Source organism: Salicibibacter cibarius (assembly GCF_016495725.1).
In the GTDB taxonomy this organism is placed as follows: Bacteria; Bacillota; Bacilli; order Bacillales; family Marinococcaceae; genus Salicibibacter; species Salicibibacter cibarius.
Genome location: NZ_CP054705.1, coordinates 1,224,225 through 1,244,694, shown reverse-complemented (window position 1 = coordinate 1,244,694; position 20,470 = coordinate 1,224,225). Strand labels below are relative to the sequence as shown.

Here is a 20,470-nt window from a genome sequence, read left to right as displayed (position 1 = left end):
TTCCTGCGGATGTTTAAAAAAAGAGCTAAAACGTGTGATTAATGGCGCCTCCTTCTTCTTTGATAGGCATCGCGTATGACTGGACCCCTCGTTGTTTCAAAGGAAGATGGAAAGCTTCCCGCTCATTGTATAAAACGAGAATATCGAGCCCCCGTTGCTGCAAGTATTTGATTTCTTGCAGTGTAGCCGTGTTCATTTCGGGCACTGCATAGATGACCGTTTGTAAAAAACTAAACGTGCTTGGCAAAGGCGCCCGAACATTCGAAGCCTCAGGCAGAGACGGCTCAATTCTCGCGAGCTCCTTCATCACCTGGTGCATATGGGCGCGATCATTTCCTGTAGGCGAAACGACGGGGGTTGCGCCTAAAGCAGCAAAATTTAAACGTGAATGCTTGTCAAACACAGTGTTCACAGTAGCAGCAGCCCACTCAACAGCTGCTTCAAAGTTTTGTCCGCTGCCGGCTCGTGTATCGAGTAAAACCGTAAACCCTTTCCCTTCTTCCGTATCAAATTCTTTTGTTGCTAAGTTTCCGAGACGGGCAGAAACTTTCCAATCGATACTTGATAGACGATCGCCCGCGACGTATTCACGGACACCGGAAAAATTGGATGACTCCTCATGGTAGACCCTTTGAGCAGCACAAACACGATCGGTATTCGATCTTTGCCACCGTTTGTTTTGAAGGTTAAAAGGCAAAGGTTTGATACGCGGATACACGAGCAGTTCATTCACCGCAGGTAAATCTTTTTCACTTTTAAAAAAGCCAAACGGATCTCCGCTTTCCACATGTACTGAATCATACGTATATGCGCCGCGCTTTTCCGTTTTTACGAGATAGCTGTAGGTTTTTTTCCGTGAAAACATCATGAAAAAGAAAGCACCCGGATCGCTTTCAAGTGTTAAGTCACGGGGCACCAGGTCACGAACCCCGACGAAAAAACATGGCCAGCGACTCGTTTTATAAACACTTATTTGCACCTTAATCGTTTCCCCTTGGGACAGATGCCGACGCGTTACCGAACGTTCCGCACGCAAAAAGCGGAGGGGGGCGGCAGCCATTGCAAATCCCGCCAGCAATAATGCGGATACGCTATAAAAAAGAAACCAGCTGACAAAACCGCCCTGGACCATCGCGTACCAGAAAAGAATCGCTAGCAAAAAAAGTACGGCAATCACACGTCCCACTTGCCGCAATGTCCGTTTCATTTTAAAATATCCTTTCTTGTTGCCGGCACAGCGATCCGCGTGAGCATGTGCTCGATCAAAGCCTGCGCTTGTCTTTGCGGACCAAGAACGTCACTTTCCAAAATTAATCTGTGCCCCAGGACATACGGTGCCAACAATTTCACATCATCCGGGCGAACGTATGGCACTCCTTGCACATATGCATAGCTTTGGGCGGCACGCAACAGGGCAATTGACCCTCTCGGACTTACACCAAGCTCTGCCTGATCGAGGTTTCTCGTTTCACGAACGATGGCAACGATGTATTGTTTAACCGCCTCGCTTACAAATACGCTCGGCACCTCTCTTTGCATCTGTTGGACATCCCGTATATCAACGACTGCCGGCAAATCGTCAATGGGATGGCCATATTCCATGCGTTCCAGCATATCCAATTCTTCTTCTTGGCTCGGATAACCAATCATAATCCGAAATAAAAAGCGATCCAACTGCGCTTCAGGCAACGGATATGTGCCCCCGTGCTCAATCGGATTCTGTGTCGCCATGACAAAAAAAGGTTCATACAACTCATGGGTGTATCCATCAACGGTCACATTGCCTTCTTCCATTGCTTCCAAAAGTGCGGACTGTGTTTTTGGCGATGTCCGGTTGATTTCATCTGCAAGCAAAATATGACTCATCACCGGACCTGGTCGAAACTCAAATTCCTTCGTGTGTTGGTTATAAATAGAAACCCCTGTTACATCAGAAGGAAGTAAATCAGGGGTGAATTGAATACGTTTGAAGTCAGCCCCCGTCGCACGGGCCATCGCCCTCACGAGCATCGTTTTTCCCACCCCCGGGACATCCTCGATAAGAACATGCCTCCGGGCAAGCAACGCGGTTAATGTTAACGTAATCGCTTCTCGCTTTCCTACAACTACTTTTTCCACTGTATCTATGATATCGCGTATTTTTTCAGCGTAATAAGTCAAATTACGGCTCCTCCTCTATCATCAGACCGTCATTAATATTAATTGTAGCATGAGTACAGAGGCAAAACCTACGAAAACATGAACAATGGAAAAAAGATCATACGGCTTTCGGTTTATCGATTATTCATTGATTGAAAAATAGATAAGCCAGGTGCATTGATTATCCGAATTTATCCAATAAAATAATTTAAACAAATATGACGCTTCGTGAAGCTCTATTAAAGCTAAAAAGGATGTTAAACATACGTGTTTTATTGTGGACTAATTTGGCGTTCGGCTACCATTATAAGCCCCCAAAACCCGAGCCTGAAGCTCCTGAGTAACACTTTGAGTCCACAGATCCGATGCCTGAGGACTCGTCTGGCTTCTCTGCAACGCTTTCAGTACGCAGATCGGGCTCCTGAGGACTCATTTGGCTTCTGTGCAACACTTTCAGTACGCAGATCGGGCTCCTGAGGACTCGTTTGGCTCCTCTGCAACACTTTCAGTCCACAGATCGGGCTCCTGAGGACTCGTCTGGCTTCTCTGCAACACTTTCAGTACGCAGATCGGGTCCCTGAGGACTCGTCTGGCTTCTCTGCAACGCTTTCAGTACGCAGATCGGGTCCCTGAGGACTCGTCTGGCTTCTCTGCAACACTTTCAGTACGCAGATCGGGTTCCTGAGGACTCATTTGGCTCCTCTGCAACACTTTGAGTCCACAGATCGGGCTCCTGAGGACTCATTTGGCTCCTCTGCAACGCTTTCAGTCCGCAGATCGGGTTCCTGAGGACTCATTTGGCTCCTCTGCAACACTTTCAGTCCGCAGATCGGGCTCCTGAGGACTCGTCTGGCTTCTCTGTAACACTTTCAGTCCGCAGATCGGGTCCCTGAGGACTCGTCTGGCTTCTCTGCAACGCTTTCAGTCCGCAGATCGGGCTCCTGAGGACTCATTTGATACTAAGCATTGGTTTTCTCGTTTCATACAGTAAGGTATTTCTATTATTAGAAACTTCCGATAGATAACATTTACACTAAAAGGTAGTTTAAGATAAATCAACGCGCCTGAGGTAAGTATAATCGTCGGTGCTTCTCCGAGAACGAACATACGCGGGGCGTCAAATACAGCAAAAGCAGTCACCGGCGAAATCCTAAAGCTACTGGTGGTCTATTAAAGAGATGCTTTACTCAATCAAATCACTGCGTTTGCAGCAAGTGAAACATCGGGCACATTTGCAAAAGAAAATAGTGAAACTATCCGGGAGTTATTATAGTGGACAACTTTGCTAGAAAAGGGCATGGAAGTGTCCGATCCATGGTAGACAGAATGTGTCCAGAGGATACGTATCATTCACCTTAGACGAAATGAAGACATATACCATTTTTCAATAAAGTGTAAAAAAATCAATCCAGCTGCCTCACGATTTCCTTCCCAATCTCCAGCGACGCGGTAGCGGCCGGGGAAGGGGCGTTGCAAACGTGCAGGCTTCTTTTCCCTTTGATAAACATGAAGTCGTCAATCAGCTGCCCATCGCTGGATAAGGCCTGGGCTCTAACTCCGGCAGGAGCAGAAACAATATCTTCCGCTCGCACGTCGGGGACCAACCTCTGCAAACCTTTTACAAATGTACGCTTGCTAAACGACCGCGCCATTTCATTCATGCCGGTTTTCGCATATTGGCGGGCAATTCGCCAAAAACCTTCATATGTAAGGACTTCAGCCGTATCGCGAAGGCTCGCGTCCCGCTTCCTATACCCTTCCCGTTTTAATCCGGGAACGGCATTCGGCCCGGCTTCCACTTCCCCGTTGACCATCCGCGTAAAATGTACCCCCAGGAAAGGAAAATCGGGATTCGGGACAGGGTAGACTAAATGATTGACTAGGGAGCGCCTGTCAGCTCTTAACTTGTAATATTCCCCGCGAAATGGCACGATTTTCACATCCGTATGATACCCAGCCAAGCGGGCGACACGATCGCTATGCAGACCGGCGCAATTAATCATAAATGTTCCGCTAAAAGAGTCTTTCGATGTATCCACACGTACATGATCTGCTTTTTCGGTGATACCGGTGACTTCGGCGCCCAATTGCACATGGCCGCCCTTCTCTACGGCGAGTGCCGCAAGCGTTTTTGCCACACTTTTAAAATCAACGATGCCGGCACTCGGCACTCGAAGAGCGGCTAATCCGCGTACATGGGGCTCTACTTCTGCAAGTTCCACTCTATTCAGCTTTTCGACGGCCAATCCATTTTGCTTCCCGCGTTCATACAATCGCTCCATAACGGGAATTTCTTCTTGCCCGGTCGCAACAATCACTTTACCGCATGTTTCAAAATGAATGCCGTGCGCGCGACAAAAGTCTTTCATCGATTGATTGCCGGCCGTTGCAAATTTTGCTTTCAGGCTTCCGGGTTTATAATAAATGCCGGAGTGAATCACACCGCTATTATGACCGGTTTGATGCGCGGCAACCTCCTTTTCTTTTTCTAAAATAAGGATCTTTGCTTTCGGTTGCCGATCATAAATGGCTTTGCTCACCGAAAGCCCTACGATACCACCGCCGATAATGATATAATCGTACATTTGCCGCTCCTCCCGACTTTCACACAGATCTATTCATCATTCTCCAATACAATTTTTCCGATCGTTTTCCCGCTTTCAATTTTTTCATGGGCAGCGCGAAGATTTTCAGCATTGATCGGTCCCCCGCGATCCGTTAAGGTCGTGTGGATTTTTCCTTCGTCAACCAACTTACTGACTTCGTTTAAAAGGAGGTACTGTTCGATCATGTCATCCGTCTCGAACATCGAACGCGTAAACATAAACTCATAAGAAAAAGAAGCACTTTTATTTTTAAGTACATTAAGGTCTTGGTTTTCCACGGCTTCGACAATACTTACGATATGGCCTTGCGGTGCTAAAACTTCCCCCATGTTTTCCCAATGTTGATCGGTATTGTTCAAGCAAAAAATGTAATCGACGTTCGCTTCCAGTTGCTGACGGAATGCCTCGTAATGGCTAATTATTTTGTCGGCGCCGGTGTCCTTTGCCCAATTGGCGGTTTCTTTTCGGGAAGCTGTCCCGATGACGTATAAGCCTGCCAATTTCGCAAGTTGCACGGCAATCGAACCGACCCCGCCGGCGGCACCGATAATCAAGATGCTTTTCCCTTTATTAGCGGACGGATCGATCGAAAGATTCATGCGCTCAAACAATGCTTCCCAAGCAGTAATCGTCGTAAGCGGCAATGCGGCAGCTTCTGCAAAGTCCAAGCTTTCGGGCTTTTGACCGACGATTCGTTCATCGACCAAGTGATAGTCGCTATTGCCTCCTTGCCTTGTCACGCTTCCCGCGTAAAAAACCTTATCGCCAACCGAAAAAAGTTCTACATCGTTACCGACTTCTTCAATAACGCCGGCGACATCCCATCCGAGAATTTTCGGCTCCGAACCAGCCGGAGGGGCGCCGCGTCTTTGTTTCGTGTCCACAGGGTTCACCGAAATCGCCTGCACGCGAACAAGTATATCTTTCCCCATTGCTTTTGGTTTTTCCACTTCCACATCTTGCAGACTCTTTTCATCCGTAATGGGAAGGCTTTCAAAAAATCCAACTGCTTTCATTGTCACACTCTCCTGTTCATCGTGGAAATTTCCCTACTGTAAAAGTACCCTCTAAAATTCATTGTAAAACCTTGATATGTTGTAGTCATCTGCTGCTTACGTTAAAATAGAGCAGTTATCAACATGGAAAAAGAGGTCCTGTATCATGAACTTTCGTGTGTTTGTCCTTGCCGTATCAGCATTCGTCGTTGGCATGGTTGAATTGATTATAGGGGGAATATTGCCGTTGATCGCCGAAGATCTAAACGTTTCCGTCGCGGCGGCCGGCCAGCTGATCACCGTTTTCGCCCTTATATTTGCCGTTTCGGGTCCTGTGTTGCTGTCTCTCACATCAAAAATCGAGCGAAAACGTTTATATTTAAGCTCGCTTGCTGTTTTCTTTTTCGCAAACCTCTTTGCTTACGGAAGCCCGAATTTCGAAATGCTGATTGCCGCTCGAGTAATAACAGCGATGAGTGCTTCCTTAATCATCGTTCTGTCGCTTACGATTGCACCGAAAATCGTCAAACCTGCGTACCGTTCCCGCAGTATCGGGATTATCACGATGGGCGTGAGCTCTTCCCTCGTATTGGGTGTTCCGATCGGGGTATTAATCGGCGATATGTTTGGATGGCGGATGCTCTTTCTATTAATCGCGCTGCTAACCTTGGTCGCAGGTGTCATCATTTTTTATTTTCTCGAACCGATCAAACCTGATCATGTCACCTCTTTACGCCAACAAATGACATCGTTGAAAAGTAAAAAAATCTTCAGTGCCCACATCGTCACATTATTGATCCTTGCCGGCCATTACACACTTTATGGGTATTTTGCCCCGTTTTTGGAGTCCACCATGCAGTTGGAACCGTTTTGGGTGAGCGTCGCCTTTTTCGTATTTGGGATATCCGCGGTGACCGGGGGCGGCGTCGGTGGATGGTTAACAGACCGGATTGGCCCGCAACGGACCGTGATTTCTTTTATTAGCTTGTTCGCGGTCATACTGTTACTCCTGCCGATCTCCACTTCATCCATGCTTTTTCCCCTCGTGCTTGTCATCTGGGGAATGTTAAGTTGGTCGATCGCGCCCGCGCAGCAAAGCTACCTAATTCAAACGGCACCGGAAACATCGGATATCCAACAAAGTGTGAACACGTCCGCCTTGCAGTTCGGGATCGCCACCGGATCCGGTTTCGGTGGGCTTGTCGTCCAGCAAACATCCGTGGAGGCCACCGCTTGGGCCGGGAGCCTGCTTGTGATACTGGCGCTCGGTTTTGCGCTTTATTCTTTTCGGAAACCGGCCGGAGACACGAAACCGGCGAGACAGGAGTGACAAACGTTACCTCGTTGCTTCTAAGCGTACGTTCACTTTTGTCCCTTCCTCGGGATTACTCTCCACATCGATCTCTCCGCTATGGAGATCGATGATTTTTTTCACGATCGCGAGTCCGAGACCGGTGCTGCCATTTCCCGGCGTACGCGCTTGGTCACCTTTATAAAAACGTTCGAATACTTTTCCGACTTCGCCCGGTTTCATGCCGACGCCATAGTCTTGAATGGTAATGTTCACCATTTCATTCACCCGTTGCATGTTAATATGGATGTCACCACCGATGTCACTATATTTAATCGCATTTGTCATCAAGTTCATCCAGACTTGATACAGTAAGTTCGCATCCCCCATCGCCTTTTCCGTTGCTCCATTGATTTCAATATACAATTCCTTCTCCTGCCAATGAAAACGAAGCGTTTGCATAATGTCCTTGAGTTGTTGCTGGATATCAACGGGGTGTTTATCGATGATTTTCTCTTCGTTGTCCAAGTAAGACAACGTGAGCAATTGTTTGCTTAATGTGGAGAGTCGAGTGCTTTCTTTTTCTACGATCTGCAGGTACTTTTGCTTTTGTTCCTTTTCCAATTCCGATTGCTGCAGTGTCTGTGTGATGCCGCGAATCGTCGAGAGTGGAGACTGAATTTCATGGGAGACATTGGAGACAAATTCTTGGCGCATCGCTTCCAGCTGCCGAAGGTCTTTGCTCATGGATGTGAAGTGTTGGGCAAGCTGTCCGATCTCATCTCTGCGTTTGACATTCAATTCAATATCAAAAAAACCATCGGAAATTTTCTTTGTCGCTTCCGTTAAAGAAGTGACCGGTTTTACGATTCTACGGGCAGCCAACGCAACAAAAAGAAAGCTTAAAACAACGGTTAGTCCGAGTAAAACGGCAAGGAAAATGCGAAATTCCCCAAGTTGCTGTTGATGATCCGGCCGAATAAACAACGCCCCAGTCCCTTCTGTCGTTTCCACCGGAACGCCAATCGTATTGCTTAGCTCATTATTAAAAAAACCGGTCGTGAAAAAACCTGCAGGCTGCTCGGATACTCCATGGTATTGTCCGCCGGCAAGAACATTTTCAATCTCGTGTTCCGGTAACGCCATATCCCGAAACGCACTTCCAAATTGGCTCATGTTTTTATTCTCATCAAACAAAACGAGTTGATAGCCCAAATCCCCGACATGGGAAAAATAAACAGAGGGAGCTCCGTCTGCCTCATGCTCCGCATACTGTTGAATGTTCTCGGCTAAAGCCGATATCTGCGCATCATTTTCCGGTTTCAATGAAACTTGGTAATACATATTGCTAATTAAAAAGGCGAGCAGGCTGCTGATCATCATGACGGATAACGTAATAAGAACGATGCGAACATAAAAACTTTTCAACGGTGAACCTCCATTTTATACCCGACACCGCGAATTGTCCGGATTGAAAAAGCATCTGTCTCTTCCGAAAATCGTTCGCGCAATCGTTTGACGTGAACATCGACGGTACGATCATCCCCCGTGAAGTCGCGGCCCCAAATGATTTCAATTAACATTTCGCGTGTGAACGTTTGGTTCGGAAAACTCGCCAGTTGAGCAAGGAGATCAAATTCTTTCATCGGCAACATCATCGTTTTTCCATTACACGCCACTTCGAAACTTCTGCGATCAATCGTCACATCGCCGATCGCGATCGTTTCCTGATTCACAAACTGAAAGCGGCGAAGCAACGCTTTTATACGAAAAATCAGTTCCTTGCGCTCGAATGGCTTTGTGACATAATCATCCGTTCCTGCCGCAAAGCCTTTCGCTTTGTCTTCCAGTTCTCCCCTCGCGGTCAGCATTAATACGGGAATATCATACAAAGAGCGGATGTCTTCACATAAAGTGAAACCATCGACATTCGGCATCATAACGTCAACAATGGCCAAATGGATGTTATTTTTTTCAAGGATCGATAAAGCAACCTCGCCATCTTCAGCCGGATAGACGCGATAGCCTTCATTTTCAAGATCGCCACCAACAAATTCCCGTAGATGGGAGTCGTCATCCGCGAGTAATAATGAAATCATACCGGCCACCTCCTCTCTCTATTATTATCTCGAAAAAAACAAGTTTTAACAAAAAATTATGCACTACAGAACCTATATTCCCCATATATATGCTATAATAAAATTGTTATCTATATTTACGTTTTGGATAAAGAGATAATTGATCTAATCAATCGTGCAACAGATCAACACCTAATCTCCTCTCTCTTCTATGTTAAAACCCCCACTGTCAAACTTCCGTTTCTTTTTATTCATATTGCGTTCATCGACCTCCTTCATGATGACAATGACAAGGGAGGTCATGACATGTTTTTAGCGATTAGAGAGCTGCTATATTTTAAACTCCGCTATATGATGGTCGCGTTGATCATTTTTCTCTTATCTTTCTTAGTGTTATTTGTTTCCGGGCTTGCTCAAGGGCTTGCCGATGACAATGCTTCTTCGATTATAAATATGGATGAAGAAGCGGAATATTTCGTGATCGATGAAGAAGCAGAACTGCAACTCACACGCTCCTTGGTCACTGACGAAGATCAGCAAACGGTTGACGACACCTTGGAAGAAGCTCAAATCCTCGGTATCCACCAAGGAACCATTCAGGACGAAACAGAAACGATCACAGATGTGGCAAAATTTTACGTTGATCATGACTCCGCACTATTTCCGGAGGTTGTCGAAGGGCAAAGGCCAGCTGAGCAAGGGGAAGTACTGGCCGATATATCCATTCAAGAAGAAGGATATAGCGTTGGCGATGAATTTCAGGAAGATACGACGGAAGAGATTTTTTCGATCTCTGGATTCACAAACGATCAAAGATACAGCCACACCCCTGTTCTGTACATGACCGAAGACGATTGGCTCGATTTAAGCGGCGGGGATGAATTGCTTGCCAGCGCGCTCGTTCTCCCGGACACCGGTGATGACGTCGTGAATACGTTAAATAACGAAATGGATGACGCGGAAGTCGTTACCATCCAAGATTCCCTTTCCGGCATTCCCGGCTACAGCGAGGAACAAGGATCGTTGTGGATGATGATTATCTTTTTATTTATCATCTCAGCGTTCGTCGTTGCTGCCTTTTTTTATGTCATTACCATCCAGAAGTTAACGCAGTTCGGAATCTTAAAGGCACTCGGTGCGAAGGTAAGCGGGTTGGCCGGCACGATTCTTACTCAGGTTGGGATCGTCGCCATTGTCAGTGTGGGCGCGGGCATCGGCGCTACTTTCCTTGCCGCGGCTCTATTGCCGGCAGACATGCCGTTTATGCTCCCAATTAATCTGGTCGCCATCCTTGCAGGTGTGTTTATTCTCGTTGCCGTCATCGGCTCTCTTCTTTCATTGTATAAAGTTAAAAAAGTTGATGCGCTTGAAGCGATCGGAGGGATGGAAGCATGACAGCAAAACTTTTAATGGAAGATTTACACGTTGAATTTGGAACAAGCGACCATGCTACGACCATTTTAGACAGTATAAATTTTTCGATTGATGCCGGGGAATTCGTGGCCATTACCGGTCCATCAGGGTCGGGTAAAAGCACACTTTTGTCGGTGGCAGGCACACTTCTCACGCCAACTAACGGCCATTTGCTTCTCGATGGCCAGTCTCTGACACGTTTAAATGCGAAAGAAAGCGCGAATGTACGCTTACATCAAATTGGGTTTATTTTTCAGTCCGCCCACTTGATCCCTTATCTAAACGTTGTGGATCAATTGCTCTATATCGGAAAAATTGCTAAAACCCCGAAACAACAAGCAAGAAAACGCGCCGACGAGCTATTGGAAATGCTTGGTTTGGATCTTCGCCGCCGCCATTACCCCGTTCATTTATCAGGAGGGGAACGTCAACGGGTCGCCATCGCGCGTGCATGGATGAATGATCCGCAATTGCTGCTTGCCGATGAGCCGACCGCGAGCCTGGATGCCTCCAGAGGGCAGGAAGTAGTGGAATCTTTAGCCACCCAAGTCAGACAACAGCAAAAAGCAGCCGTTATGGTTACGCATGATACCCGTTTATTTCACTTTTGCGATCGTGTGATCACTCTTTCAGACGGGAAGGTGGACCAAGTTGAGAATGGGGATGATAGGTCAAAATAAGGCTTTAGAGTACACAGATGATTAGAAATTTGGCTTTCTTTTCGAGGCGTGTACACTGCCTCGCCGTAGGTCAAGGAATGTGTTCATCGACGCCACGCAATCTTCATGGCAACCGGGAAAGCAATCAGCGCCTGCGTTCGGGCGCCATAACTGCTTCATGGTGACCGGAAAAGTTAAACTCTTACGATTTCGGTCGCCATAAACGTTCCATGACGACCGGAAAGATCATATTCTGGAAAATTCGGTCACCATGCGCTCGTCATGGTGACCGAAAAAGCGATCAGTGCCTGTGTTTGTGCGCTATAACTTCTCCATGGCGGTCGCAATGCCGATCTTTGAATGCGACGTCATGTTTATAGATAAGTTTTCCATTATCCCCGGGGAAGCTATCGTTCGGTTGTTTTTAATTTTCGCTATGTCTCCGACGGACAGCATGGAAATGAGACGTGGATTAATTTGCATGTGCTGTTGTGATGACATCAATTCTCCTCCCATATTATTTGCGAAATTTGTCAAATGAAAACAGGCAAGCCATCGTGGACTTGCCTGTTCGTTTACATTTTTTAATCGCGCTGTTGGTCGCGCGCTTCATCTTTGATTTCATCGCGCATCGCTTCGATACTTTCTTCGCGGCGCTCGTTCTTTTCTTCAATTTGTTGCTTTTGTTCTTCGCCCATTTCATCAGCGTGGGCTTTTACGTAATCCTTTGCCTCATTCATATTTTGCATCGTATGGCCAATATTTCTTTCAATTCTTTCCGGGTTGTCGGAACGATCGTCCGGTTTTGGCATGATATCTACCTCCCTTTGCGTTTAATGTAGTTTGACCTTATGTGAACAAATATATGTGAAAATGCTTGATGAAAATATTTTCGTTGCCGTTTTCAGAAGGCTGTATTAAAATAAAGACAGGTTTAAACGAAAAGAGAAGAAATAGCCGATAGAGGATAACCATATTAAAAATTAAAATGATTTTCACAAATATCACTTCTTCTCGCACTGAAATGAGGAGGCACGAATGACCGACTACCAATCGCGGACGGAAAGACGCCGCGCAGAAAAAACAACAAAGGGAAAAAATAAAAAACGCCCCATATTCAAAAGATTAACAGGCATCGCGCTGATCGTTTTGTTCGTCACCATCCTTGCAGGAACGGCAACAGCAGCCGTATATATTTGGGATGCTCCTCCCCTGGACCCCGATGAGCTCGTGTTTGCCGAAGGAGCGACCGTCTATGACATGAATGATCAGGAGGTCGGCAAGCTGCAAGGGACGGAAAATCGTACGTACCGTGATATCGAAGAAATGCCCGAGCATTTGAAAAATGCTTTTATTGCCGTTGAAGATACCCGCTTTTATGATCACGGAGGCATTGATTTCTATCGAATCGGCGGGGCCATCACCGCGAATATTACCGATGGCTTTGGGGCTGAAGGCGCGAGTACCATCACGCAACAGCTCGTCAAGCAAGCGTTTTTGTCAACAGACCAAACACTCAAGCGAAAAGTGCAAGAACAATGGCTTTCCCTACAAATGGAACGGCAATATTCCAAAGATGAGATTTTGGAAATGTATTTGAATATCAGTTATCTTGACAGCGGCGCTTGGGGGTTGGAGAGGCTTCCATTCGCTATTTTAACAAAGAAGATTTAAGTGAACTTACCATTGCCGATGCCGCGGTATTGGCGGCCATCCCTCGCCGTCCTTCCTACTATAATCCGGACAGCAATCCGGAAGCTGCCGAAGAGCGGAGGAACTTGATCCTTTCCATGTTGGAGGAACAAGCGCTCATTACAAGTGACGAAGCAGAGGCGGCCAGAGCCATAGATATTGAGGATCAACTGGATTTCACACCTGCAAATAATGACTTCGCTTACCAATCGTTTGTCGACCATGTCATGGAAGAGGTGGAGTCCATTGATGGGGTTGAGACCATCGACTTGTACGCCGCCGGGTTTGACATTTATACGACCATTGAACCGGATGCGCAACAATATGCGGAAGCTGTGATCCAAAGCGATGAATACATTCATCAATATCCGGACGAGGAACATTTCCAGGTTGGTTTCACCCTTTTGGATACCCAAACCGGAGCGATCCGCGCCATCGTCGGCAATCGACAAGAAAACGAGGCCGAAAGAGGCTGGAATCATGCAACAGCTGCCAGCGGCCAACCGGGGTCTACCGTAAAACCATTGCTGGATTATGGTCCGGCCATTGACCAATTGCAATGGTCCACCGGAGAGCAAATCGTCGATGCCCCGCACGAATATTCCGACGGTACAACGATTACAAACTATAGCGGCAACTATAGCGGCAGTGTTTCCATGCGCGAAGCTTTGGTGCGCTCATTAAATATTCCCGCGGTGAAAGCGATGCAGGAAGTCGGTCTTGAAAACGCCCAGTCCTTTGCGGAGGGCCTTGGACTTTCCTTTGAAAATAACATTGAGGAAAGCTACGCTTTGGGAGGCTTCCAGGAAGGGGTTTCGAGTTTGGATATGGCAGGTGCATACGCTGCCTTCGGAAACGGCGGGAGATACAATGAACCGCACAGCGTGCGCAAAATCGTTTTCCGAGACGGACAGGAAATTGACCTTAACCCGGAATCAGAACGCGCGATGAACGATTACACTGCCTATATGATATCGGATATGCTCAAGGGCGTCGTCACCGATTCCGCCGGAACCGGTCGGCGGGCAAATGTGGACGGTTTGCCCCTCGCCGGAAAAACAGGAACTTCAAATTTTTCCCAAGAAGAAAGAGATCGGTTTGGGGTCCCTGACGGTGGCGTTCCGGACATTTGGTTTAACGGTTATACGACCCGTTATACCGCTGCGGTATGGACAGGATACGGAGATGGACGCGGAAGCGGGTATTTAGCCGCTGGTGAAGAACAGCAAATCGCCAGGGATATATTCCGCCATATAATGACCCACGTCCACGCAGGGGAAGGAACAGAAGATTTCCCCCGCCCGGATTCCGTTTGCGGGGACAGCGAACTATTTGTTTGCGGAGCAGAGCCAACAACACCGCGGCAAGATGATTCTTCTGATCGCGATTCCGAACAACCGGAAGAAGAAAACGATGTAGATGACCCATTGGAAGAAGACACCGAAGAAGACATTCCTGACGAGCCGATTGAAGAAGCGCCGGATGACGACTCCGTCGATGAACCTATCGAAGAAGAAGAAGCGACGGATGATTCCACTGAAGAGGAAGAGACAGAAGAAGAATCCACGGAAGAAGAACCCGCGGAAGAGGAAACAGACGTACCAACAGAAGAAACACCGGAGGATGAAGCGCCGGAAGAACCAACGGAGGAGGAGCCCGAAGATGACCCCAATGATAGTGGGGAAAACAACGGGAATGACGGGGATAACGGGGACGGGGACGAGGATGCTGATGGCGAGGACGCCGGAAACGACGAAAACGATGAGGGGGATGACACAGAAGATTAGTGTAGAGTGATTGAATTACTTGGTCACTCACATCAGGCAAGACCGGTGGTCCCGTACCCCTAACGCTAGAAATGATGCTGACAAACCAAATCGAATCCGTGTCCCCTTTGGCTTTTGCAAGTGTGGCATTTTTTCAGCCAAACTGCACTAGTGCAAGGTGGCTTAATTACCTAATCATGGAGAGAGTTGGAAGAAGTTCGGTCGGCAACGCTTCTGGCTCCCTAACGGACAATTTACCGCGTCATGGCGACCGAGAAAGCGGTCGGTTCTCGTGTTCGGTCGCCATAACCGTTTTATGACGACCGTAATGGCCTGAATCGAAAGCGTTCGGGTGTCATAGCCGTTTCATGGTGACCGAAAAGGCTTGTATCAAAGATATTCGGTCGGCATGGCTGCCTCATGGCGACCGAATGAGCGATTGACTTTCGTGTTCGGTCGCCATGAACTGTTTCATGGCGACCGGGGAGCCTGCTTCGCAAGAAACCATTCGGTCATTGACGATAGCCTTTGATACCTTAACTCGGGCTGTGGCGGTTTAATCCAATCGATCACTGACCCCAGTTTGAAGCCCTAATCCGGTCTTCCGATCGTCGGTGTGACCGCTTTTTTTCGACAGGCTGCACTAGAATGAACTATGCGAGAGAGCTCCGAAAACGGAACCCTCTCGCTGTTACATCATAATTATTCATTTTTTTCAATGTTTCCGAGGACCTTCTATTACCTCCTCGGGATCGATAGAAATGACGGATACTTCTTTCCATAAAAGAAAACGTCATTTGCAGGTTTTCCGCCTGTCGTAGTTCTTGATGTCATGCCATTGTTTTGGTTAACGTCAAAGCGAGGAGCATTGCTTCCCGAAATTGCCAATCGAATCGCGTGCCCTTTCCCGAAGCGATAACTTGTGGGGATTAGATCAACCTGTACGCACTGTGGTCTTCCGCTATCGCTCCCCGTGCCTCGAGTAAATGTGTCGACCACATTGTACACGTTTCCGTCGGGAGTGACATCGCTCACTTGCAAAAACAAATCCACAAGCGGCGAATCACTGGACACCCATACATTTGCTGTTATGGCGCCTAGCACATCGAGCGGTCTATCCAATGATTGAGTGGTAAAAACGAGGGTATCCTCTCTCTTATGCAGGTCGCCTTGTTCGAACATCCCTGCTCCATGCCCTGCCATTAACAAATTTCCTCCACATGTGGGAAATGGAACTGCCGGATTTCTTGGACACCGATCGGTGTGGTTGGTTTCCGGTTTCTTTTTTTCCAGTGCCCGAACGCTGCTTTGTACGCTCATATTCTCGTGACGGTCCAGATAATAATAGGAAATACCGACATCATTTAGCGGCCAGCTTTCTTGTCTATCCCATCGGCGTTGCCCCATGCGATAAACATGCACCGGCTTTTCGATGTTCAACGATCTATCTTTGAGCCAATGATCAAACCATCTAATATGAAGATCCGTGAGGTCTTTCAGTTGATCCGCTCCCAGCGGAGTAGTGGCATGATCAAAAAATACGTCACCTGCCCAACCGTCCAGATTGGAATGCGTCCACGGACCTATCCAAAGCATTCGTTTACCGCCATATTGTTGGTAAGCCCCAAGTGTTTGCCCCAAAAGTGAATCAAACCAGCCGCCGATAAAAAGGGCAGGAATATGAATATGCTTCAGCTGCTCCCGTAAATCCACCTGTTGGATTGTTTGTTTATTGACTTGACGATTAACAAAATCAAAGTAAAAGGAGTTAGGCGCCGTATTTTTCATGGGTGCCCATTCGGTCATCGGCTGATCATGAAGCCAAGAAGATAACTCCTCCATATAAGCGTAAGTGTGAGCAAGTGCTGCATCATGACCTTGTCGCTTCAACTGATCAGGAAGGATCGATTCCAAAGTCCACGTTGCCAGACTGCCATGATCGAATGGCATGATTACATCCTGCACCATATCGACCCACCCATCCGCGATCGCCATTACCGGGGCAATGGCATAAAGGGAGGGCGGCGCTTCTGCAGCGGCTGCCAACTGTGTGTATCCGTGATAAGACATGCCGAACATCCCTACTTTGCCATTTGAATAAGGGAGTGCAGCCGCCCATTCCACAGCTTCGTAACCATCTTTTCTTTCATACACAAACGGATAATAACTTCCGCCGGATGCATATCGTCCTCGCACATCTTGAAGGATCACCACGTATCCTGCTGTCACCATTCTCGGCACATCCAAATAACCATTATAATAATGAGGGTTCGTTTTATCGTAAGGAAGACGAAGAAGTAGAACCGGATAGAGGCCCCGTTCTTCCGGACGGTAAACGTCCGCCTTGAGAACAGTGCCGTCCGAACATTGACATTCTACGTCGTATTCCATGTACATCGTGACGACCTCCTCTTTATTTTGAAGCAGCACTCGCTTTATTCGCAGGGTTTAAATTTCGTTCGATCTTCCCCATCAACAGATCGGCGATAATCGCCATCAATGCCGTTGGCACTGCCCCGGCCAAAATAATGGCCGTTCCGTCGGTAGCATTGGTTCCGCGCACGATGATCGCACCGAGGCCACCAGCTCCGACAAATGCTCCAATCGCTACAATTCCTATCCCTATAACGAGTGCGGTGCGTATTCCAGCCATAATCACGCTGACAGCCAGCGGAAGCTCGACCTTTCTCAGAAGCTGAAAGCGTGTCATGCCGGAAGCATGGGCAGCTTCGATGACGGTTCCGTCAACGCCCTTCATACCAACATACGTATTTTGAATGATTGGAAGCAAAGAGTAGAAAAACAGTGTCGTGACTACTGTCGTCGTTCCCAATCCAAGGGTAACCATAAGAAGCGCCATAAAACCGAGGGCGGGAATGGTTTGAATAATGCTTCCAAATGATAGCACCCATTTGCTCAGCCTTCCGTAGCGAGCGATCAAAATTCCTAGCGGAATGGCAACAATGGCAGCGAACAAAACACCATAGGCAGCCATTAAAAAATGACGATAAAATTCTTCCAAAATGTAAAGCCCATTTTGAGATACGTAGGTCACCATCTGTTCCCAAACACTCATCACTCGTTCACCTCCTGTTCAAAATAGTTATTTTCATCAAGGAATTGTTCCGCGATATGGGATGGATTTACGAGGTTAACATCCCCCTGATAATTCATGTCTTGCATATCTTCCGTCGAAACCGTATCCGCCAGTGAATCAAGGATGGCTTCGAGTTCCGGATGTTCCTCGATCACTTCGTTTTGAATAACCGGAGATGCGTCATAAGGCGGGAAAAATTCATCTTCCAGTACAGTTAGCTCATAAGCTGCAATTCTGCCATCCGAAGAATAGCCTAGCACAGCATCCATATTGCCATTGGCAGCCGCGTCATATACAAGGCCTATTGCCATCGGATACACATCTCCGAACGGGAAATGCGTTTCCGTAAACGCCTCGTAACCGTCCCCTACCCGATTGACCCAGGCATTATCTACACCAAAATTCATTTCATCGGCAAAAGGTTCAAGGTCATCTACATGTTGAATATCATGTTCCTGTGCAAAAGCTTCCGGCACAGAAACGGTATAACTGTTCTCAAAGCCATAAGAATCTCCCCATGTTTGCTCAAATTGCCGGTCGAATTCTTCTTGTACAATTTCCATCGCTTTGTCCGTATCCGTAACACCTTCAATATCAAGGACACCGGCTAAATCTGTGCCGGTATACCGAGTAGAGGTGATGTCAACTTGATCATTCATCATCGCTTGGTGCTGGACAATGGAAGAACCGAGATTCGTAATCAGCTCCGTTTCCAAATCGGTATGGTGTTCAATCATTTGGGCAATGATATTTCCCCAAACCTCTGATTCGATCGTATCCAACGTTCCAATTCGAACCGTGCTATCGGATGGACCGCTTAGGCCGGGCAACGCACACCCCGAAAGAAGGAGCATGGTCGCCAACATTACAGCGATTCCTTTTTGTTTCATAGTATCTCCTCCTCAGGCGGTTTCTCTAAGTGGCTCGGGGGTCATTCTTTTTTCCAAAAGCGAAAGCCCCCAATTGGCGAGCAAGGCTAGAATCGTTGCCGGTATTGTTCCAAGGACGATGAGTTCCGGTTGATATAGGTTTAAACCATCAAAAATGAGATCTCCAAGTCCACCCCCGCCAATAAAAGCAGCAAGTGTTGCCCAACCGATTAAGTAGACGGTTGCGAAACGAATGCCGGCCATAATAACGGGGAGTGCCATTGGAAGTTCGATTTTACGAATTGTTTCGATATTGTTCATGCCCATACCCTTTGCCGCTTCCAGTACATTTGCATCGACGTCTTTGACACCCGTGTAAGTGTTCCGCAAAATCGGAAGCACAGAATAAACGAATAAAGCAATAATCGCCGGTGTCATCCCAACGCCCAAAATAGGCATAAAAAAAGCAAGAATGGCTAGACTCGGGATCGTTTGTAAAATCCCAACAAAAGAGATTAACCGATCTGCCACCGCGGGAATACGAGTAAGAAAAACGCCGACGGGCACAGCCACAATAACCCCTAAAAAAATGGCCGCAAATGAAATGTACATATGCTCGCCTGTTTTCATGAGCAAATCCCACCCATAGGTAGAAAAAGTTTCAATAATCGCTTCCATTTGTTTGTATCCTCCTTTCTCAACCGTTAGCGACAGCTTCAGTTTCAGTTGGCATCCCGTCGCCCCAAATAGTGTCGTACACCATGTCGGCAAGTGTCGCGCGTGTAACGATTCCTTCCAGACGATTAGATTCGTCAACGACCGTCACGTATGGACTTCCCCGGCGCAACATCTTGTGAACCGTGTCGCGAAGCAAACTGTCTTTTTGCACGGCGTACTCTTGGGTGTTCATAGCCTCATGCACATAAGTGGACGTTCGATAGTTGAGATCCACCATTTCCACGTCAATGAATCCTTGAAGCTTTTGTTCTCCATCGATCACCAGCAGAGAATCCACACGTTCTGCACGCATTTTTTGAATCGCGTCTTTCAATGTTTGGCCGTCTTGGATCGTGACCGGATTGGGATTCATGATTTGCTCGACGGTGGTCACATCGGGACGGCTTTGCAGCAACCGATCTTTCCCGATGAAATCTTCTACGAATTCGTTTGCAGGGTGGCGAAGAATGACTTCCGGAGCGTCTGCTTGGATGATTTCTCCTTCATTCATGATCACGATTTTATCTCCCAGTTTTATCGCCTCGTCCATATCATGCGTGACGAAAACGATTGTTTTGTCCACTTCTTTTTGCAGTTTTTTGAACTCATCCTGAAGCCCGTCACGCGTAATCGGATCCAACGCCCCGAAAGGCTCATCCATCAAAATTAACGGTGGATCTGCCGCTAATGCCCGCAGCACCCCGATGCGCTGTTGTTGTCCGCCGCTTAGTTCATGAGGATAACGATCGAGGTAGGATTCCGGCAAACCGACAAGTTTAATCAGTTCTTTCGCCCGTTTTTCTTTTTTCTCCTTATTCCATTTCAACAAAGAACCAACGAGAACAATATTTTCCGCAATGGTCATATGCGGAATAAGACCGATTTGCTGAATAACATACCCAATGGAGCGCCGAAGTTGTACAGGATCCTTTTGGGTCACGTCTTCCCCGTTAACTTTTATTTCACCATCCGTCGTATCAATCAATCGGTTAATCATTTTCATCGTTGTGGTTTTCCCACATCCACTTGGTCCGATAAATACGACAAATTCTCCCCTTTCTATAGAAAGATTCAAATTGTTGACCGCGGGTTTGGACTCGCTCCCAAAACGTTTCGTTACATCATTGAACGCTAGCACGTAAAGCACC

Annotated in this window: 17 protein-coding genes and 1 pseudogene; 5 read left to right on the top strand and 13 right to left on the bottom strand. The window is 47.3% G+C overall.

Annotated elements, in window-relative coordinates; all coding sequences use genetic code 11:
- Positions 1-25: 25 nt before the first annotated feature.
- From HUG15_RS06595 to HUG15_RS06580, 4 genes are all read right to left on the bottom strand, one after another.
- Positions 26-1,207 carry a DUF58 domain-containing protein gene (locus tag HUG15_RS06595; protein ID WP_200127937.1) on the bottom strand — a complete coding sequence of 394 codons (1,182 nt, stop codon included), beginning with the start codon at positions 1,205-1,207 and terminating at the stop codon, positions 26-28.
- Positions 1,204-2,160, bottom strand: coding sequence for an AAA family ATPase (locus tag HUG15_RS06590; RefSeq protein ID WP_200127935.1), 957 nt, complete (start codon positions 2,158-2,160; stop codon positions 1,204-1,206). The genes HUG15_RS06595 and HUG15_RS06590 overlap by 4 nt, the downstream gene beginning before the upstream one ends.
- A gap of 1,382 nt (positions 2,161-3,542) precedes the next feature.
- Positions 3,543-4,724, bottom strand: coding sequence for an L-2-hydroxyglutarate oxidase (gene lhgO, locus HUG15_RS06585; protein ID WP_200127933.1), 1,182 nt, complete (start codon positions 4,722-4,724; stop codon positions 3,543-3,545).
- A gap of 29 nt (positions 4,725-4,753) precedes the next feature.
- Entirely contained in the window at positions 4,754-5,761 is a 1,008-nt protein-coding gene (locus tag HUG15_RS06580; RefSeq protein WP_200127930.1) for a zinc-binding alcohol dehydrogenase family protein, read from the bottom strand.
- Positions 5,762-5,906: 145 nt separating this feature from the next.
- On the opposite strand from HUG15_RS06580, the gene HUG15_RS06575 reads away from it, so the two are divergent.
- Positions 5,907-7,070 (top strand): MFS transporter, encoded by a 1,164-nt coding sequence (locus tag HUG15_RS06575; protein WP_200127928.1) that lies wholly within the window; start codon positions 5,907-5,909, stop codon positions 7,068-7,070.
- A 6-nt stretch (positions 7,071-7,076) separates the two neighbouring features.
- Here HUG15_RS06575 and HUG15_RS06570 read toward each other — a convergent pair whose 3' ends face one another.
- Complete coding sequence (locus tag HUG15_RS06570) at positions 7,077-8,459, bottom strand: sensor histidine kinase (protein WP_200127926.1); 1,383 nt, start codon at positions 8,457-8,459, stop codon at positions 7,077-7,079.
- Entirely contained in the window at positions 8,456-9,130 is a 675-nt protein-coding gene (locus HUG15_RS06565) for a response regulator transcription factor (protein WP_200127924.1), read from the bottom strand. The genes HUG15_RS06570 and HUG15_RS06565 overlap by 4 nt, the downstream gene beginning before the upstream one ends.
- 285 nt (positions 9,131-9,415) lie before the next feature.
- On the opposite strand from HUG15_RS06565, the gene HUG15_RS06560 reads away from it, so the two are divergent.
- Positions 9,416-10,504: an ABC transporter permease gene (locus tag HUG15_RS06560; RefSeq protein WP_200127922.1), complete on the top strand. Its 1,089-nt coding sequence runs from the start codon at positions 9,416-9,418 to the stop codon at positions 10,502-10,504.
- Positions 10,501-11,202 carry an ABC transporter ATP-binding protein gene (locus tag HUG15_RS06555; RefSeq protein WP_200127920.1) on the top strand — a complete coding sequence of 234 codons (702 nt, stop codon included), beginning with the start codon at positions 10,501-10,503 and terminating at the stop codon, positions 11,200-11,202. The genes HUG15_RS06560 and HUG15_RS06555 overlap by 4 nt, the downstream gene beginning before the upstream one ends.
- A gap of 300 nt (positions 11,203-11,502) precedes the next feature.
- Here the strand turns inward: HUG15_RS06555 and HUG15_RS06550 are convergent, their stop codons facing one another.
- Complete coding sequence (locus tag HUG15_RS06550; RefSeq protein WP_200127918.1) at positions 11,503-11,682, bottom strand: hypothetical protein; 180 nt, start codon at positions 11,680-11,682, stop codon at positions 11,503-11,505.
- A gap of 83 nt (positions 11,683-11,765) precedes the next feature.
- Positions 11,766-11,993 carry a small acid-soluble spore protein Tlp gene (tlp, locus tag HUG15_RS06545; RefSeq protein WP_200127916.1) on the bottom strand — a complete coding sequence of 76 codons (228 nt, stop codon included), beginning with the start codon at positions 11,991-11,993 and terminating at the stop codon, positions 11,766-11,768.
- Positions 11,994-12,219: 226 nt separating this feature from the next.
- Between tlp and HUG15_RS22890 the strand changes: the two are divergent.
- Both HUG15_RS22890 and HUG15_RS06540 read left to right on the top strand, forming a co-directional pair.
- Positions 12,220-12,914, top strand: a pseudogene (locus tag HUG15_RS22890) (transglycosylase domain-containing protein); the annotation flags it as partial.
- 57 nt (positions 12,915-12,971) lie between these two features.
- Positions 12,972-14,660: a penicillin-binding transpeptidase domain-containing protein gene (locus HUG15_RS06540; RefSeq protein WP_425504046.1), complete on the top strand. Its 1,689-nt coding sequence runs from the start codon at positions 12,972-12,974 to the stop codon at positions 14,658-14,660.
- Between the two features lie 717 nt (positions 14,661-15,377).
- On the opposite strand, the gene HUG15_RS06535 is transcribed toward HUG15_RS06540, so the two are convergent.
- From HUG15_RS06535 to HUG15_RS06515, 5 genes are read right to left on the bottom strand one after another with little or no spacing between them, the layout of a single operon-like run.
- The gene (locus tag HUG15_RS06535) at positions 15,378-17,036 is read right to left on the bottom strand and encodes a CocE/NonD family hydrolase (protein WP_200127914.1); all 1,659 of its coding nucleotides are present in this window, start codon (positions 17,034-17,036) and stop codon (positions 15,378-15,380) included.
- A 16-nt stretch (positions 17,037-17,052) separates the two neighbouring features.
- Positions 17,053-17,715 carry an ABC transporter permease gene (locus HUG15_RS06530; RefSeq protein ID WP_200127912.1) on the bottom strand — a complete coding sequence of 221 codons (663 nt, stop codon included), beginning with the start codon at positions 17,713-17,715 and terminating at the stop codon, positions 17,053-17,055.
- Positions 17,715-18,626, bottom strand: a complete 912-nt coding sequence (locus HUG15_RS06525) for an osmoprotectant ABC transporter substrate-binding protein (RefSeq protein ID WP_200127910.1) — start codon at positions 18,624-18,626, stop codon at positions 17,715-17,717. The genes HUG15_RS06530 and HUG15_RS06525 overlap by 1 nt, the downstream gene beginning before the upstream one ends.
- A gap of 12 nt (positions 18,627-18,638) precedes the next feature.
- Positions 18,639-19,283 carry an ABC transporter permease gene (locus tag HUG15_RS06520; protein WP_200127908.1) on the bottom strand — a complete coding sequence of 215 codons (645 nt, stop codon included), beginning with the start codon at positions 19,281-19,283 and terminating at the stop codon, positions 18,639-18,641.
- 19 nt (positions 19,284-19,302) lie between these two features.
- Positions 19,303-20,460 carry a betaine/proline/choline family ABC transporter ATP-binding protein gene (locus tag HUG15_RS06515; protein ID WP_246516520.1) on the bottom strand — a complete coding sequence of 386 codons (1,158 nt, stop codon included), beginning with the start codon at positions 20,458-20,460 and terminating at the stop codon, positions 19,303-19,305.
- Positions 20,461-20,470 lie beyond the last annotated feature (10 nt).